Raw genomic sequence first — 16,560 nt, forward strand, 5'->3', positions numbered from 1 at the left:
GCGAAGGAGCGGTCGCGCTTCACGGGAGGTCACGCACCTGCGAGGATAGCGCCGACCTAGCAGGCGGATCCGCGAGCGTATGACCACACTGATCATCGGTGCGGGCCTGGTCGGTATGACCACGGCCCAAGCCCTCCACGCGGCGGGCGAGGATGTGCTCGTGATCGAGCGCTGTCCTGCGCCCGGCAGCGAGACGAGTCGCGCCAACGGCTCATTGCTCCATCCCTCGCTGGTGGAGCCGTGGAACTCGCCAGGCATCTTGAAGGTGCTGTTCCGCAACCTCGGTCGCGAGGATGCTGCGGTACTGCTGCGCCTGAAGGCACTGCCCGCGTTGGTCGGTTGGGGTATCGGGTTCCTGCGCAATTCCTCGCCCCAGCGCCACCTCGCCAACGCCCTGCGCAATGTACGTCTGGCCCAGCACAGCATCGAGTGCATGCGCGTGGTGCGTGAGCAGACCGGTGTCGAGTACGCGTATTACCAGCGCGGCTCCCTCGCCCTGTACCGCGAGTCGCCCACCTTCGAGGCTGCCCTGCGCTGGTACGACGAGCTGGGTCGCCACGGTCTCGGCACGGATGTGCTCGAGCCGCAACAGGTCGTGGCGATGGACCCGGCGCTCGCACCCGTCGCCGATCGTCTGGTGGGCGCGACCTTTGCGCCTGGCGATGAGAGTGGCGATCCCTTCGCCTTTTGCGCAGGCCTGCATGGCTTCCTGGCGGAGCAAGGAGTGCGCTTTTACTTCGAGCAGAGCGTCACTGCCTTTCTTCGCGAGGGCGATCGGGTGGGCGGCGTGCGCCTCGAGGGCGGGGAAGAGGTGCGCGCGGATCGGGTGGTGCTAGCGGCGGGAAGTTACAGCACGCCTCTAGCGGCTTTGCTAGGTATTAGGCTACCCGTGCGGCCTGTCAAAGGCTACTCCCTGACCCTGCCGCGGGGCGATTCAGGCACTGCGCCTAACGTGCCGGCCTCGGACTCATTCCTGCACCTGGCCGTGGTGCCCGTGGGGGAGGATCGGATCCGCGTGGCGGGCACGGCGGAGTTCACCGGCTTCGACCGCCGTATCACCCCTACGCGCGTCACCAATCTGCAGCGCCTGCTCGGCCAGCTTTATCCAGACTACGTGGCGGCATTGAACGGCGTAGACCCAAACGGTTGGACCGGCCTGCGCCCCATGTGCCCGGACGGCGTGCCCCTGATCGGCGCCAGCGCCATCGATGGCTTGTACCTCAACACGGGCCACGGGCACGCGGGATGGACCTTGGCGGCGGGATCGGCCCGCGTGTTGGCGGACGTGATGCTAGGGCGCCCACCGGCAGTGCCTGCCGCCGACTACGCGCCCGTGCGGCTGGCCTAAGCGAATGCCCTCGCCTGTCACGGCAGTGACCGCATTCAGTCTCATGAATTTCACATAAGGTTCACCAGCGCGTCGCTCTCTGGCTTCTACACTCCTGGTCGCAATTCGCGAATGGTCACTTGGGGAGCCCTGTCTGATGCGATCGCTTCTGTTAGCACTCACCACCCTGTGCGTCGTCCTCGGCGCTTACGCAACCTACGCTGACGAGGTGCTACCGCGCACTGCGCAGCTCGGGCCACGTCCGTTCTACCTCTTAGATCAACTCGAAGAGGGTCCCCTAAAGGAAGAGCTCGTCCGCTGTGCGCAGCGCCGCGCGCGCTACTTCTCCAGCGATTTCTCCATCGGGCACCGCGGCGCCCCGCTGCAGTTCCCGGAGCACACGAAGGAAGCCTACCTGGCGGCTGCCCGAATGGGGGCAGGCATTCTCGAGTGCGACGTGGCTGTCACCAACGACGGCGAGCTGGTGTGCCGCCACTCCGAGTGTGACCTGCACACCACCACCAACATTTTGCTCACGGATCTCGCCGCCCAGTGTGAAGCCCCGTTCCAGCCGGCCCAGTTCGACGCAAACGGTGAGTTGATCGAGGCCGCATCCGCTCGCTGCTGCACCAGTGATATCAGCCTGCAAGAGTACAAATCGCTGGTGGGTAAGATGGACGCCGCTGACTCTCGCGCCATCACGCCGGAGCAGTACCTGGGCGGCACCGCGGACTTCCGCACAGATCTCTACGCGACAGGCGCTACGCTCCTATCCCACATCGAGAGCATCAAGCTCTTTCAGTCCCTCGGTCGCAAAATGGCGCCGGAGCTTAAGACCTACGATGAGGAGAAGGGGATTTTGCCTTACGATGTCATTCGTCAAAAGGTAATCGATGACTACCGCGCTGCCCACGTGCCGGCTGCGGACGTGTGGGTACAGCCCTTCAACCTACCAGACGTGTTGTACTGGGTTCAGCACGCGCCGGACTTTGGTGAGCAGGCCGTGTACCTAGAGGGTCGTGATCCGGTTGATCTGGTCGACAATCCGCCGCCGCTTAGCGAGTTCGCGGATCTTGTCGCGCAGGGCATTAACATCCTCGCCCCACCGATGTCCGCGATGGTAACGCTAGACGCTGATGCGGACGAGATCCTGCCTTCGGAGTATGCGCGCCGTGCCCGTGAGGCTGGCCTCGGGCTCATCGGTTGGACGATCGAGCGTTCCGGTCGCGTGAACGAAGACATCGTCCCTTCGGGTGGTGCTTTCTACTACAACACCACGGTGGATGCGCTGCGCAACGATGGGGACATTCTGCGCACGCTGGACGTGCTGGTACAGCAGGTCGGAATCTTCGGGCTCTTCGACGACTGGCCGGCGACCACCACCTTCTATGCCAACTGCAAGGCGATCCCGCAGCTGCAGGATTGATCCGAACTCTTCCTCTAGCGTAGGGGTGCCTTGCGCGCCCCTAACTCTGCCCGGCGTGACCCGTTGTCTATCAGTCTGCACCCTGCGATTCAAAGAGATCTCGACATATCCACTCGATGAACTCTCTCTCGTTGAGGTCTTCGGATCTGTCATACGCCGGCAGCAGGTCTCTTGCTTCGTCGAGCTGCTTTGCAAGGCACAGCACGCTCATCAGCCTTCGCTGATCTTCTAGTAGTTCATCCTCGTAGGCGGGCAAGTCACCACCCTGGGGGCTGCGGAGGTTGGCAATGTTCTGCCTCAGTAGCGATGCGGAGGCAGCAAGATCACGTTCCGGCCCGGAAATGAACAGAAGCACGCTGTAGGCCCGACGGATGCGCCGCGCAAGTGCTCCACCGTTCCCTGTTTGTTCGAGTGCCGACAGAATCACTCGGTAGTCTGCGATCGCGCCAGACGTGTTGCCTGACTCGTACCTTGCGTGGGCTAAGTTTGCTCGCCACTTCAGGGTTTCGTCATGGCCTTCGCCGAAGTACTTGTTCGCGATGAGGATGGCCCGCTCCGACATGGCGATAGCCTGTTCATGCTTACCTCGCTCCGAGTAGTGAATCGCAAGATTGTTGAGTGATTCACCGACGTCGGCGGTTTCTCTATTGGGATCATCTCCCAATCTCAATTCCAATGCCCTCAAGAGAACAACTTCTCTTTCGTCTAATAGTGCATCGGTGGCTTCCTGCGACGTGGCCGTAGCCGCCTGCTGCCCCAGGAGATTCGAGTAGTTGGTGAGTATTTTCGCCTGGAGGTCCGTCGTGTGCTGATCACCGGCGACGTCGATTGCCTTCATTGCGTCCTTGAACAACGGAGCGGCCCTATCGAGCTGCTTCGCCTCGGAATACAACCACCCTAGATCTACCCGTGTCAGCGATGTGATCGGACTGTAGGGGCCGTGGACACGCACCTGCGCTGCCAACACCTGCGTGAGGAGTTTGCTGATGTCCTCCAAGCTGCGCTGCGAGTGGTCGCCACGATCCGATTCGTACCACTGAGCCATCGCCAGTCTGTAAAAGGACTGAACCGTATCTTCATGGTCTTCGCCTAGGAATTCGCTGCGCGTAGACCAGGCTTGTTCGATGAGCTTACGTCCGCGGGTGGGCTGATTTAGCTGGACGTAGCTCCAGCCCAACGTGTCTCGTACTCGCGCGGCGACCAAAGGCGATACGGTGTCGTTGTGGCCGATTCGCTCAGCTGCCGCATCCAGGACGTCGACGACTCGTACTTCCTGGCCCCTTACTCTGGGATTCGGCGATTCGAGTACCTCTGTGAGGAGGTCGCTCACCGAGCGCGCCTCCTCACCAAGACGGGCGGACTCTCGTTGCGCTAGCCAAGTGCCCGCCCCGCCCAGGAGCGTCCCCAATAGAAGGGTGCTCAGTACGGCCACGGTGGCTTGGAGGGCTCGCAGGCGTCGTCGGTCTCGGCGATTCAAACCTACAGCTTGCGCTAGGCGCTCGACAGTTTCCTCGGAGGGAGCACCGGCCTCGAGGGCGATCGGCGACTCGTCGATGTGAAGATTCTCATCGTGGAAGAACCGCCTCAGCGGTGAGGCTTCGAGCTTCTCTGGTGCAAGCGATGAGGACTGGATTCTGATGACTTCTCGCTGCGTGCGCCGAAATATCGCTAGCTCTCGGTAGATTGGATCCTGGTACTTCTCTCGGCCGTCGGGATCCTCCAGTGCATCGTCAGTGGCGATCACCACCAAGCGCGACGTGGCTCTGAGCGCCGCATCGCCAAGGAGCGTCCAATTCTGGCCAGCAGCGTACTCATCGGAGTCCAGACAGCAATCGAACTGCTTGGCTCTGAGCGCTTGCGCAAGGGCGCTTGCGTATTCGCTGCCGTCGGACCAGCGATAGGAGATGAAGAAGTCGTAACCATACAGCCAGTCGCGAACTCGTTGCCATGGCGAGCGTGTCAACGCCGCTGATTTGTCCGTCGTCACCTTGGTAACCCTGTTGGCCCATTCGCGCGCTGCGCTACACTATGCCACTTGTCGAGGTTTGCATGAACTCGGCGCGCGGTGGGTGGCGTCGCTTCGATGTGCCGGTGAGCGACTATGCTGCGTAGTGTCGCCTCGAATCGCAGTTGCCAGTTCGGCGCGAGCGTGGGGCGAAGGTCGCGTAGGCTGCGGGTGCTTGCTGGCGTGGTTTTGACTTTCGTGGCCCTCTCTTCTCACGAGGTTGTGATCGAATGGCCGTGCAGCCGATCCTTCAGTTAGGCACGCTTAGACTGTTCGAGCCGTGCCAGCCTCTCACGCAAGGCGATGTAGAGCGCCTGAACACGCAGGTGCAGGATCTGCACGACACCATGCGCGCCTTCCAAGCCGAGCACGGCTGGGGTCGCGCGATTGCCGCGCCGCAGATTGGCGTGCCATGGCGCATTGTGGCGATGAGGGTGGGCACTGATGCGCCTCACACCTTCTTCAACCCGGTGCTCGATGAGCACGATGCCAATGAGGTGGAGTACTGGGAAGACTGTATGAGCTTTCCCAACCTGCTGGTACGTGTACGCATGCCACGGGCCTGCCGTCTCACCTATCGCGATGCAAAATGGCAGGAGCAGCGCGTATGGCTCACTGGTGACTTTGCGAAGCTGCTCCAGCATGAGGTGGACCACCTCGATGGGGTGCTGGCTACGCAGCGAGCAATAGATGATCGGGCGCTGGCCCTGCGCAGTACGCAGCCCCCTAAGAATCTAGACTGGAGCGGCGAGTTCTGCCCGCTAGCGTAGGGCGCTCGTGGCGGCGAATCGGAGGTGCACGGCGCCGGCGACAGTCAGTCGAGGTCGTAGCGTAGCTTCGGTTGAGGTGTGTCGAGGCGGGTTTCGGACTAAGGTAGACTATCGTGAGTGTTGGTCTCGTTGAGTTCGCTTTGTCTATGGAGGGGTGTTGCATGCCAATGGAATGGCAATTGATCGCTTCGGCCCTTGGTGCCGGTGACATCAACCAGGACGGGTGGCAGGATCTGCTGATCGGGGCGTCGTTTGCAGATCCCTTCGGTGCTGAGAACGCTGGCCGTGCCAACGTGGCGTACGGCCCAACGCAGCCGATGCTGGACCTTCTCGCTCGCCGAGTTGTTTCCAGCGGGCGGTGGCGACGGCTCCCAAGGCTTCGTGCTCAACCGCGTGGACGAGCAAAACGTGGCTGGCACCCTGCTCGCTCCGAAGGCGATGTGAACGGTGATGGCATCGCAGACTTCGCGATCTCGACAAGCGCCTTCTACAGCGCCTCGACCGCACTGCGGCCGGGGAGGGCCACGTCGTGTTCGGACGTGCAGCGGTGCCTAGTAGTGTCCTGAGTTGGAAGTTCGTTGATGAATTCGCACGCGAGTTTTTGTCCCTGAGCGCGGTGCGAGGACGAGCGTGGCAGGTCCCGGGAGGAGGAGCAACGTGTTCAGGGGCGAAAAGGTGCCGCGAATTCAATCAACGAACTTCTAACTCAGGACATTAGGCACCAATGACGACGCAAACACGGGGTAACGATCAGATGGAACTTGCAGCTCACAACACGGCGCACTCCACGAGGCGCTTCAGCCGTTTCATCAGCGTGATCGCGGCGGCTTGCAGCTGCTGCGTTCCGCTCTCTGCGGCGACCTTGTACGAGTCGGCGACCCTAGGGGAAACTGGCTCGAATACGGGTTTCGTCTTGGATAGCGACCAATTCCTTGGGTCGCGGTTCTCTCTCTCGCGTACCTCTCAGATCACCGCAGTCGGTGGCCACATCGACCGCCGGTCAGGCGCGACGCTCTGGGGTGCGATCGTGGAGATGAGCGATGTGCTCCCCACCTTCGAGCCCGCACAGATTGAAGCGAACGTGGTGGCTAGTGTCGTGTTTACGGCACCGGACCCTAGTGATGACCTGCTGACACCCCTGTCCTTGGTGCTGGGCCCTGGGGACTACGCGCTGATATTCGGTGGAGGCGCCTTCTTCGGGGCCGATGGAGACGGGGTCATGCCCTCTTCCAACACCGATACCGCTGACGGCGTCGGGTCGTACTTCTTCAGCATAGTGGCTGACAATACCTGGTTTAACGGTGGACTCAGCAACGCCCGGTTCGTTGTGGAAGGGTTCGTCGTGCCGGTGCCGGCTGCACTGTGGCTGCTGGGCTCAGGGCTGCTCGCGTCTGCCGCGATCGGGCGCCGCCGACGGGCCGCGACCGCCTAGACGCACCCCTCGGGCGGCGATATCTTGATACGCCATCTTCGTGTCAAGAGCCGCTGCCTCGATGCCCTTCCTGGATCCGCCGTTCAAGAACGATATCTTCGTGAGCTACGCGCATGGCGGCGGCAACCGGCTCAAGCACTGGTCGGCGTGTTTGGCAAGCGAGTTGAGGAGCCAATTTCTCGACCTGACCACCGATTTCGACGACCTGAAGATCTTCATCGACAAGCAGCTCGATCCCGCCATGCCGCTCACCGACCAGCTCCGCGGCCAGGTGCAGGCCTCAGGCCTGCTGCTGATCATCATGTCGAACCGCTACCTGCAGTCCAGTTGGTGCAACAACGAACTCGAGTGGTTCGATAATGAGATCAGGCAGTGCCAGGCTGAAGGCGGCGTGATTCTCGTCGTCCGGGCCCAGCCTACCGATCATGAGGTGTGGCCGACCTGTCTCAAGGACGATCGTGGCTTCGTGGTCCTCGGGTTTCAGTTCCATCCCGATGATCAGTCGTCCGAGGAAATGGCCGTGCCCTACGGGTGGCCCGAGCCGCAGCCAAGTGACCGCCCTTACTTCCGCGAGCTCGCCAACCTCGCGACCAAGGTGATGGGCCGCTTGAAGCAGATCAAGGAGAAGCAGGCCCTGGAGACGCAAGCAAGCGCGCCGCGCGTGCGCGCTGCCGTTGAGGGTAGTCCCTGCGTCTATCTGCAGGCTCGCCCGGACGAGGCGCCGACCTGGCAAGCTGCGAAGCGTGCATTGGAGGATCTCGGCTGCACCGTGTTGCCCGAAGCGCTGCCGCAACGAGTACAGGATCTGAAGGCCTTGCAAATCGCACGCAAGGCGCGCATCGAGATGCTAAGGGACCAGGCACATGCGCTGTGCCTGCTACGCACGGCGCAACTCGCGCACGGCGTAGACCTCGACATCGAGTCCATTGCCAATGATCGGATCTCCCTGCAAGTGGCCGGAAAGGAGATGCCCTGCGCCATTCTGAATCAAAGCAGCGAGAGCGTTCCCCACGCCGCTGATCTTGGCATCGATGTGGTCGAGGCGCAGCGCGACGACTGGCCAGCACAGTTCCAGGCGTGGCTGGCGAGCGCGCTCACCAGCGGCCCGATCGAGTGAGTGAGCGCCGGACGGCCGAGCGACCCTACCCCGGTCTTCGGCCGTTTCGTAAGCACGAGTGGTCCATCTTCTTCGGCCGTGAGGCGATGGTCGACGCGGTGCTGGAGAAGCTCACCGATCAGCGCATGGTGGTGGTGCACGGCAGCTCTGGATGCGGCAAATCGTCGTTGATTACCGCGGGTGTGCTGCCGCGGCTCGAGCAGGACGCCAGCCTTCACGGCATGCGCTGGCAGACCGGACAGATGCGCCCTGGCCGCTCGCCCCTATGGAATCTCGCCGAGGAGATCGGGCGCCTGATCGAGAGGCGAACGGATGGTGATCCGTCGTTGGAGGTTACCCGAGGCGTTCGGCGTTTGCTCAATTTAGGGCAGGGGGCATTGAGCGCGATCGATGAGCGCTACCAGCTTGCGCGCGATGGCAATGCGTGCCTCCTGATCGATCAATTCGAAGAGCTGTTTCGCTACGCCCGTGGTGTGGGCCACGAGGAGGCGGACACCTTCGTGGACGTGCTCAAGGGATTCGCAGGCCAGGCGCCGCAAGGCCTGTACGCGATCGTGACCATGCGCTCCGATCACCTCGGGGACTGCGCCCAATTCATCGGCTTCGCAGAGCTCGTCAACAAGACGCAATACCTACTGCCGCGCATGGACAAGCCCGCGCTGATGCGAGCGATCCGCGGGCCGGCGCGGCTGTTTGGTGGCGAAGTCAATATCAGGCTAGCCATTCGCTTGATCGATGACGCAGAGAACGAACTCGACGCCCTGCCGCTCGTGCAGCACTGCCTAATGCGCCTGTGGCACAAGGCCAGTCACGATCACCCGCAGGGCAAACCGACCCTAACTACCGACGGCTACCTGGGCCTGCAGCAGCTCCTGTCAGCCCATGCTGACGAGGTGCTGGCAACTCTCGTGGCGCTAGCGCCTGAGGCAGATTCGATCGCCGAGCACCTATTCCGCGCGATCACGGAGATCGACAATGAGGGGCGGGGCGTGCGACGGCCGCTTCAGCGCAGTCAGCTCGAAGCAATCACTCGAAGCGGTCCCGCCGCCTTGGATCATGTGATCGACGGCTTTACTCATGCGGACTGCAGCTTTCTGGTTCGCTCCGCCGATTCGGACCCGGTCATCGACATCAGCCATGAAGCCTTGATTCGCTGCTGGACCCGCCTTTGCAATCCGGACAACGACGCGACTGGCAAGCGCGCTGAGGGTTGGCTGTACCGGGAGCAAGAGGACGGCCGGCTCTGGCATGCGCTCGCCGTGCAGGCCGAGTCGGGCGAGAGTATCTCCAACGCCTTGGCGAGCGAACGCAAGACGTGGTTCGACGCCTTGCCAGGCCCTGCGTGGGCTGAACGCTACGGTGGCCATTGGGCGTCGGTAGAGGAACTGGTGGCCTGCAGCAGCAAGGTGGCCGAGCGGTTGATGCGCGAACGGCAAGCCGCTTCGGTCGTGTTGCGCGATGGCACGGTCAGTGCGGCGGTCATTCTCCTAGCCTTTACGGCCATCGTGTTCAGCCTGAACAGGGCGAGCGATCCCGTGCTGGCGGAACTTGTGATGCTCGGACGCAATCTGCCGTCGCTTGTGCTCCCCAGGCAAGATACTGCGAGCGGTGAAGCGGCCGCGGACCTTTCGCCGTGGTTGGCTGATCTGACTAGTTCAGGCCTGGTCGAGGTCATCGACTCCGCGGAGGGGCAGGTGATCGTGCTGCCTGGTGCTAAGCTCTTCACGTCTGGAAGCGCACGCTTGCAGGCAAGTGCGGAGCCTACGATATTGGCGGTCGCCGAGGCCTTGAGTGAGGTGCAAGGAGCTATCGTTGTCACTGGGCACACTGACAGTGTTCCCCCAAGCGCATTCGGCCGTTTCAAGTCCAACTGGGAGCTTTCCGCTGCGCGGGCGAACGCCGTGAAGAGAGTGCTCGCGCTGCAGGTGGAACCCAGCCGTATCATGGCGCAAGGTCTGGCCGATACGCTGCCAGTCGCACCTAATGACACGCCGGCCAGTAGGGCGCGAAACCGCCGCGTCGAGATCACGCTGCTTGGCCGGACGAAGCGCACGCAATGAAACCGTTGAAGCTTGCCCTTGGGGCTCTACAGCTGGCGGCCTCGGCAGCGATCATCTGGCTGCTTGGCCCGTTGATTGGTGTAGGAGCGAGCCAGCCGCTGGCGTCTGCGCACGTGCGGCTGCTTCTTATCGTGGCGCTGGTCGCTGTCGTGATCTGGCGGACGTTGGTGCCCTTACTTGGACCTACGAAAGCTGATGATGCGTCGGTGGCGCCGCGCACCGGCGTTGCGTCTGGTCAGCGCTGGCTGGTGCTGCCCGGCTTGGTGACCAACCCACGCTTTGTGGATGCGGTGTTCGCGCTCGTCACCGCTTTGCTACTGCTCGCCTGGGCCGTGACCTACTACGTGAATCGAGATCTGGTGCGGGAGGTCGCGCAAGCAACCTACGCGGCGGACTCAGCGATCGCGGGGGTGTCCAGTCGTTCGCTCGATGTGCTTGCGGTGCTGCCGGCACTGGATGCGACGCTCAGCATCGTCGAGATGACTTCCCGGCGGTCGCGCGAGGCTCTGTCCTGGGGGTTCGATCAACGGCGCAAGCTCAACAGTCAAGCGAAGTCTGCGTATCGGCGCGTGCTGACCGGCGTGCTGTTGCCGCGCCTGGTGCTAATGCTCGAGCGGCAGCTCGAGCAGAGCGATGAGTCACTGGAGTTTCGCTACGAGGCCTTGCAGACTTATCTCATGCTCGCCTCTCCCGAGCGCTACGACGCCGACCGTGTCATCGCCTGGATGACGATCGACCTCGAGAAGACCCTTGGCAGCGACGCCGACTCCCTAACATCGCTCCTCGCCCATGTAGACGCGCTGTTCCGTGTGCTGCCGCACCCGCTGCCCTTCCCGCTCGATTCGAGCCAGATTCAAGCGACCCAAGCCGAGTTGGCGCAGATTCCGATCGCAGAGCGCCTCCACAGTCGACTCAAGCTACGGGCCGCGGGCGCCCGTCTGCCGGCGTTCAAGGTCGTCGAGGCGGCCGGGCCGCAGGCTGCGCGGGTGTTTGTCCGTGCCAGCGGCGCTCCGCTCACGCAGGGTGTGCCAGGTCTATACACGCGCGCGGGCTATCGGGAGGTGGTTGTGGTCGACGGCACGAGCGCTGCGGCCGAACTCATCGACGAGAGCTGGATCCTTGGCGAATACGCGCCATCGACGATAGGTCCGGAGGTGGTGGAGGAGGCCGAGGCTATCTACTTCCGCGCGTACATTGATCAGTACGACCAACTCCTGTCGGACCTGCGCGTCGCGCCGCTGTCCTCGCCAAGCTTGGCGGCGCGCATCCTCGGGGACTTAGCCCAACCCTCGTTATCTCCACTGGTCGCGTTGCTCGCGGCCGTGGCACAGGAGACACAGCTTAGGCAGTATGCCGAACAGACGCGCAGCGTCAGCGACGCGGTCTCTAGGCTGCGGGGCCTGCTCGGGAACGGCGCTGGGACGTCGGCAACAGCAAAGCTGGGCGCGGCTTCGGTGGACGAGCACTTTGCGTGGGTTCGCGCCTATGCAGACCCCAAAGAACCCTCATCGATGCAGCGCATCCTGGTCTTGCTGGCCAGTGCTTCAGAACTTATGGATAAGTTAGCTAAGACCAAAAATCTCGCCCAGGCGCAGTTGGATCAAGGGCATGCTGTTGTTCGGTCGATGCGCAGGGAGGCAGCCGTTCAACCAGTATTTCTGCACCATCTGCTAGACGACGTCGCGAGCGGCGTGCAGGCATTGCTGTCTGAAGCGAGCGGGAAGCCCCGAGCGAAAGCGCATTAGCATGTTGCCAGCGGCCGGTGTCGTGTCGCCCTCAAGATCTTGCTATGACGGCCATTACGGCAGTCCGATAGGCGTCGCTGATCGGCAGCTCGACCTCGCCCACCTCCACGTCGTGATGGGTGATCGCCGTGATGTGGCGGTGGTTGACGAGATAGGAGCGGTGGATGCGCAGAAAGTCGGGGCCGAGCCTAGAGGAGAACGCGTTCATCGTGCCCTTGATCATGTGCATCTGCGTCTTTGTGAATACCTCCAGGTAGTCCTTCGCGCAGTGCACGTAGAGGATGTCAGAGAGCTTCAGGCGTAGGTGCTTGCGGTCTTTGCGCACAAAGATGGACTCGCCTGGCGCCTCGGCCGGTGGCGTGTTCGTGCCCTCAGCGCTTTGCCCGGCGTGTAATGCCAGGAAGCGCTGGACTGCCACGAAGAAGCGCGTGAATTCGATCGGCTTGAGCAAGTAGTCGACCGCTTCCAGCTCAAAGCCCTCTACCGCGTAGTCGCGATAGGCTGTGGTGAAGATCACTGCAGGTCGCTGGCGCAGACCCTGGTAGAAGTCGGTGCCCTTCATCACTGGCATCTCTATGTCGAGAAACAGTAGATCCATCGCTTCCTCGGTAAGTACGCGACTCGCCTCTACCGCGCTCGCGCACGATGCCGCCACCTCGAACTGCGGGAACTGCTCCAGGTGCGTGCCGATGAGCTCGCGCCCGAGGGCTTCGTCGTCGACGATCAGGCAGCGGTAACGATGGGGCATGTGTTGGCCAGCGTCAGGGTGGCGGTGTAGCGCCCGTCGAGGTCGTTTACGGTCAGGTCGTGGGTATCCGGACACTGCAGGGCAAGTTGGCGTTGCAGGTTGCGCAGGCCGATGGCCTGCTCGCCAGCATCGCCTGTGGTCGTGGTGGACTTCGGTGGACGCGTGTTGCTGATCTCGAAGCGCAGTGTGTTCGCTTCTTCCACCAAGGTCACTTCGATTTGAGCCGCGTCGAGGGAGTTGGCGACACCGTGCTTAAAGGCGTTCTCGAGCAGCGTTAGAAACAGCAGCGGCGGCACCTGATGCTCAGGCGATACCCGCTGCGAGAAACGCACCGTGAGGCGGTCGCCGAAGCGCAGCTTCTCGAGGGCGATGTAGGCCTCGATCATCGCCACTTCGTCACGCAGGGACACGACGCGCTCGCTTCCGCGGTACAGGACGTAGTCGAGGATGCTGGAGAGGCGCGCGACCGCCTCTGCGGTCAGCGCAGAGCGTTTGAGCGCTAAGGCGTAGATGTTGTTGAGCGTATTAAAGATGAAATGGGGATTAAGCTGGCTCTTCAGGGCGTCCAGTTCCGCGGCGCGCTGCTGTTCGCGCAGCTTGAGCAGTGACTGTTGGCGCAGGGAGTAGCGCACGGCGATGAGGACGGCTGCCGGCAGTACCAGGTGGGGCAGCTTTGAGAGCAGAATGTAGCGACTGACGTACGAGAACCCGAGGCGCTCGACGAGTGTTAGCTCGCCGAGGATCTCCCGATAGCGGGCTCCGTAGCCTTCTGCGTGCGCAGACTCCAGGTAGAAGTAGCTGACGAGAATGTTCACCTCGGCTGCGCAGAGCACTAGCAGGAGCAGGAGCACGAGAAAGCGGCCGGTGGCGCCTTGATCGAGCCAGCGAGGCACGAGGTAGACGATGGTCACGGTGGCCACTGCCATCTGCAGAGCCGTGGTAAGGCCGATGACCTCTAGGGCTTCCCGTGCGGAGATGAAGCGCTGCCAATCGGGCCCGATGTTGATCAGTACCACAACGGCCCAAAACAGGCTGATCATCGTGAACGCGGATCCAAACGGTGTAGGGGTTGAGCTCGCTCTGGGCATCGTGTGCTTCGCGGTGCAGGGGCCGTCGATCGTAAACCCCGTCCCGGGGAAGTGAGGGGCGCCTCCGCCGCAAGGCGCGCTGGCGTCGCTGAAGGCAGCCATAGCGTCGACGAAAGGCTCCATGTGATCGACCGGTTTCCTCGTCGATAGTTTCCTCCCAATGGTCGAGAAAGGAATCGACCTTGGCCTCCCTCGGCTAGCGTGACCCGTTCCACCCACCGCCGGGAGGTCCCCGTGAGAATTGCCTTTGTCCTAATTGCTCTGTTCGCACTTACCACCACCTACGCAGATGACCATAACGCGGTCTCGCCAAGGGCCGTGCTCGTCACGGGGGCCAGCTCCGGCATCGGCCAGCGTATTGCCACCACCCTGGCCGAACAGGGGTTCTACGTCTACGCAGGGGCGCGCAAGGCCCGTGACATCGAAGCTCTCAGCGCTCACCCTCGTGTGGAAGGTATCCGCCTGGACGTGACGCGCCAGGAGGAGATCGACGCAGCCGTCGCGACCATTCGCGAGCGCGGTCGCGGGTTGTATGGACTGGTCAACAATGCTGGCGTCTTCCTCTTCGATCCCCTCATCGAGGTGAGCGAGGCGGACATGCAGTTCATCATGGACGTGAACGTGATGGGCCCCTATCGCGTCACCAAGGCCTTCGCGCCCCTAATCATCGCGAGTGAAGGGCGGATCACCAGCACCGGTTCGGTCGCTGGGCTCTTCTCGGCCGCGCTGTTTGGTCCCTACGGCATGTCCAAGCATGCGATGGAAGCCTACACGGATGCTCTCGCCGGTGAGATGGCCAAGTTCGACGTGGACGTCAGCATCGTGGAGCCCGGCAACTTCCGCTCCAACATCATGAAGAACATGCACCGGCGCCTCGAGCAACTGGACCGGGGCGAGCGCACGTCGGCGTTCCGCGAGGAGATCGCTCGCTTCGCCTCCTTCACCCAGCAGGACCGTTCGCACCACGCAGACCCGCAGCCCGTGGCCGACGCGGTGCTGGATTTCTTGACGGCGGAAGATCCCAAGATGCGCTACCTGGTCGTGCCCAACGAACGCGAGGCCACCCTGGCGATCTCCCGGTCGCTCGCCAAGGTGCTGGAGCTCAATGGCGATCACCGTTTTGCCAAGACCCGCGATGAGCTCGTGACCATCCTCGATGATCTCCTGGACGCCAAGGCGGTGATTCGGTGAGCCAGGCCTGCGGTTGGTTCGAGGGCATCACCTTGATTCGCCCCAACGAGCGCCAGGCGACCGTCCTGTCCTTCCTCCTCGTGTTCCTGCTCATGGCGGCCTACTTCGTGCTGCGCCCGGTGCGCGATGCGATGGCCAGCGACTGGAGTGACGCGCAGGTGAGCCTACTCTGGAACCTCCAGTTCTTTCTGAGCACAGGCCTGGTGGTGCTCTACAGCTTCGCTGTCTCTCGGCTGCCCTTGAAGCGCGTTGTGCCCGGTGTCTACGCCGTGTTCGCGATCAGCTTCATGGCGTTCTGCCTGATCACCCCGGTGGTGAGCGATCCCACGTGGCTCGAGAAGGCCTTTTACATGTGGGTCTCCGCCTTCAGCTTGTTCAACGTGTCGGTGTTCTGGTCCTTCATGGCCGATACCTTCACCCAGGACCAGTCAAAGCGTTTGTTCGCTACTATCGGTGCGGGGGCGAGCGCCGGGGCGATCGTGGGGCCGGCCTTACCCGCGCTCCTCGCCCAGGCCGTCGGCCTCGAGACCTTGCTCCTGATCGCCGCCAGCGGGTTATTCGCTGTAGTGCCGATCATCCTGCGCGTACAGCGCTTGAAGCTCACGCAGCTGGACAACGCTCAGCACGCGCTCAGCGCCGAGCAGCTGCAGGGCAAGCTCGAAGGACGTTGGTGGAGCGGCTTTCGCGATGTGCTGAGCAACCGCTACCTGTTGGCGATCGCGCTGTTCATCCTGCTCTACGTGTTCATCGGCTCCTTCATGTACTTCATCCAGAAGAACCTGCTGGCGGAGTTCACTCGCGTGGAGCGCACCCAGATCCTGGGCGGCATCAGCTGGTTGGTGAACACGCTCACGTTCGCTTGTGCACTGCTGGTGACGGGCAGGCTGGTTCGCCGGTGCGGCATGGCGGTGACCTTGGCGTGCCTGCCGGTCACGTTGGTGGTGGCGATGGCCGCACTCGCCTTCGCGCCGCTGATCGTCCTGCTGCTGGCGGCAGACGTGGCGCGCCGGGTGGGCAACTACGCGGTGACGCGCCCCGCACGCGAGATGCTGTTCACCCAGGTGAGTGCCGATCAGCGTTTCAAGGCCAAGCCCGTGCTGGACGTGGTGGTGTATCGCGGTGGCGATGCCATCAGTGGCAGCGCGTTTGCGTTGCTGAGTGAGGGCCTGGCGTTGAGCTTGGGGGCGATCGCGCTGATCGGTAGTGCGGCGGCGGCGCTCTGGGCGTGGGTTGGGATGGACCTTGGGAGGCGCTACGGGCGGATGGAGGGGGAAGGACAGCGCGAGGTATCGGCAGCGAGTGCGTCGCCGTCGGCGAGCGGTTCCCTCGGGTCGTTGCCAACCTAGCGGCGACCCGGCGGACGGTAGGGCAACTGCCCCCCGATAGCCCGGGCTTACCACTTAACCGAACGGCGCTGGTGCGTCGCGCAAGTGCAACAATGCGCGTGATGTTCATCAAATAAGCGATAGAAAGTGCTGCACGTTCTTGTGCGAGGGCAGCATCTCTGCGAGCTGGGTGGTGCGTACGCTTTGGGTGAGACCTTGCGCGATCGGACTGAGCGAGAATGGGGCGTTCGGCCGGATTACGCCTCGTTGTTTGATCGCAAACACTCGGATCCGGACTACTGCGCCGTCGCGGTCACCGACGGAAA

The 16,560-nt window shown here is 62.7% G+C and carries 14 protein-coding genes; 10 read left to right on the plus strand and 4 right to left on the minus strand.

All coding sequences use genetic code 11. The features are described 5' to 3' along the window. Positions 1–79: 79 nt before the first annotated feature. Complete coding sequence (locus tag AAGA68_07730) at positions 80–1,348, plus strand: D-amino acid dehydrogenase (GenBank protein MEM9384937.1); 1,269 nt, start codon at positions 80–82, stop codon at positions 1,346–1,348. Positions 1,349–1,484: 136 nt separating this feature from the next. Continuing rightward, complete coding sequence (locus tag AAGA68_07735; GenBank protein ID MEM9384938.1) at positions 1,485–2,753, plus strand: glycerophosphodiester phosphodiesterase family protein; 1,269 nt, start codon at positions 1,485–1,487, stop codon at positions 2,751–2,753. A gap of 70 nt (positions 2,754–2,823) precedes the next feature. Here the strand turns inward: AAGA68_07735 and AAGA68_07740 are convergent, their stop codons facing one another. Further along, positions 2,824–4,740, minus strand: a complete 1,917-nt coding sequence (locus AAGA68_07740; GenBank protein MEM9384939.1) for a toll/interleukin-1 receptor domain-containing protein — start codon at positions 4,738–4,740, stop codon at positions 2,824–2,826. A gap of 248 nt (positions 4,741–4,988) precedes the next feature. Here AAGA68_07740 and AAGA68_07745 point away from each other — a divergent pair, with 248 nt between their 5' ends. From AAGA68_07745 to AAGA68_07770, 6 genes are all read left to right on the plus strand, one after another. Then, on the plus strand, positions 4,989–5,528 hold the full coding sequence (locus tag AAGA68_07745) for a peptide deformylase (protein MEM9384940.1): 540 nt from the start codon (positions 4,989–4,991) through the stop codon (positions 5,526–5,528). Positions 5,529–5,795: 267 nt separating this feature from the next. Further along, positions 5,796–5,972: a hypothetical protein gene (locus AAGA68_07750; GenBank protein MEM9384941.1), complete on the plus strand. Its 177-nt coding sequence runs from the start codon at positions 5,796–5,798 to the stop codon at positions 5,970–5,972. Between the two features lie 280 nt (positions 5,973–6,252). Beyond that, a complete protein-coding gene (locus AAGA68_07755; GenBank protein ID MEM9384942.1) occupies positions 6,253–6,960 on the plus strand; it encodes a hypothetical protein in 708 nt (235 codons plus the stop codon). A 61-nt stretch (positions 6,961–7,021) separates the two neighbouring features. Beyond that, complete coding sequence (locus AAGA68_07760; GenBank protein ID MEM9384943.1) at positions 7,022–8,077, plus strand: TIR domain-containing protein; 1,056 nt, start codon at positions 7,022–7,024, stop codon at positions 8,075–8,077. Continuing rightward, positions 8,074–10,137, plus strand: a complete 2,064-nt coding sequence (locus AAGA68_07765; protein ID MEM9384944.1) for an OmpA family protein — start codon at positions 8,074–8,076, stop codon at positions 10,135–10,137. Before AAGA68_07760 ends, AAGA68_07765 begins: the two co-directional genes overlap by 4 nt. Next, a complete protein-coding gene (locus AAGA68_07770) occupies positions 10,134–11,882 on the plus strand; it encodes an ImcF-related family protein (protein ID MEM9384945.1) in 1,749 nt (582 codons plus the stop codon). Before AAGA68_07765 ends, AAGA68_07770 begins: the two co-directional genes overlap by 4 nt. Before the next feature lie 31 nt (positions 11,883–11,913). Here AAGA68_07770 and AAGA68_07775 read toward each other — a convergent pair whose 3' ends face one another. Continuing rightward, complete coding sequence (locus AAGA68_07775) at positions 11,914–12,630, minus strand: response regulator transcription factor (protein MEM9384946.1); 717 nt, start codon at positions 12,628–12,630, stop codon at positions 11,914–11,916. Then, complete coding sequence (locus AAGA68_07780) at positions 12,606–13,670, minus strand: histidine kinase (protein ID MEM9384947.1); 1,065 nt, start codon at positions 13,668–13,670, stop codon at positions 12,606–12,608. The genes AAGA68_07775 and AAGA68_07780 overlap by 25 nt, the downstream gene beginning before the upstream one ends. A 282-nt stretch (positions 13,671–13,952) precedes the next feature. On the opposite strand from AAGA68_07780, the gene AAGA68_07785 reads away from it, so the two are divergent. Further along, entirely contained in the window at positions 13,953–14,909 is a 957-nt protein-coding gene (locus tag AAGA68_07785) for an SDR family oxidoreductase (GenBank protein ID MEM9384948.1), read from the plus strand. Beyond that, on the plus strand, positions 14,906–16,255 hold the full coding sequence (locus tag AAGA68_07790; protein MEM9384949.1) for an MFS transporter: 1,350 nt from the start codon (positions 14,906–14,908) through the stop codon (positions 16,253–16,255). The genes AAGA68_07785 and AAGA68_07790 overlap by 4 nt, the downstream gene beginning before the upstream one ends. A gap of 108 nt (positions 16,256–16,363) precedes the next feature. Here the strand turns inward: AAGA68_07790 and AAGA68_07795 are convergent. Then, a partial coding sequence (locus AAGA68_07795) for a hypothetical protein (protein MEM9384950.1) occupies positions 16,364–16,560 on the minus strand: 197 nt, incomplete at its 5' end.

The organism is Pseudomonadota bacterium (genome assembly GCA_039193195.1).
In the GTDB taxonomy this organism is placed as follows: Bacteria; Pseudomonadota; Gammaproteobacteria; order Steroidobacterales; family JBCBZW01; genus JBCBZW01.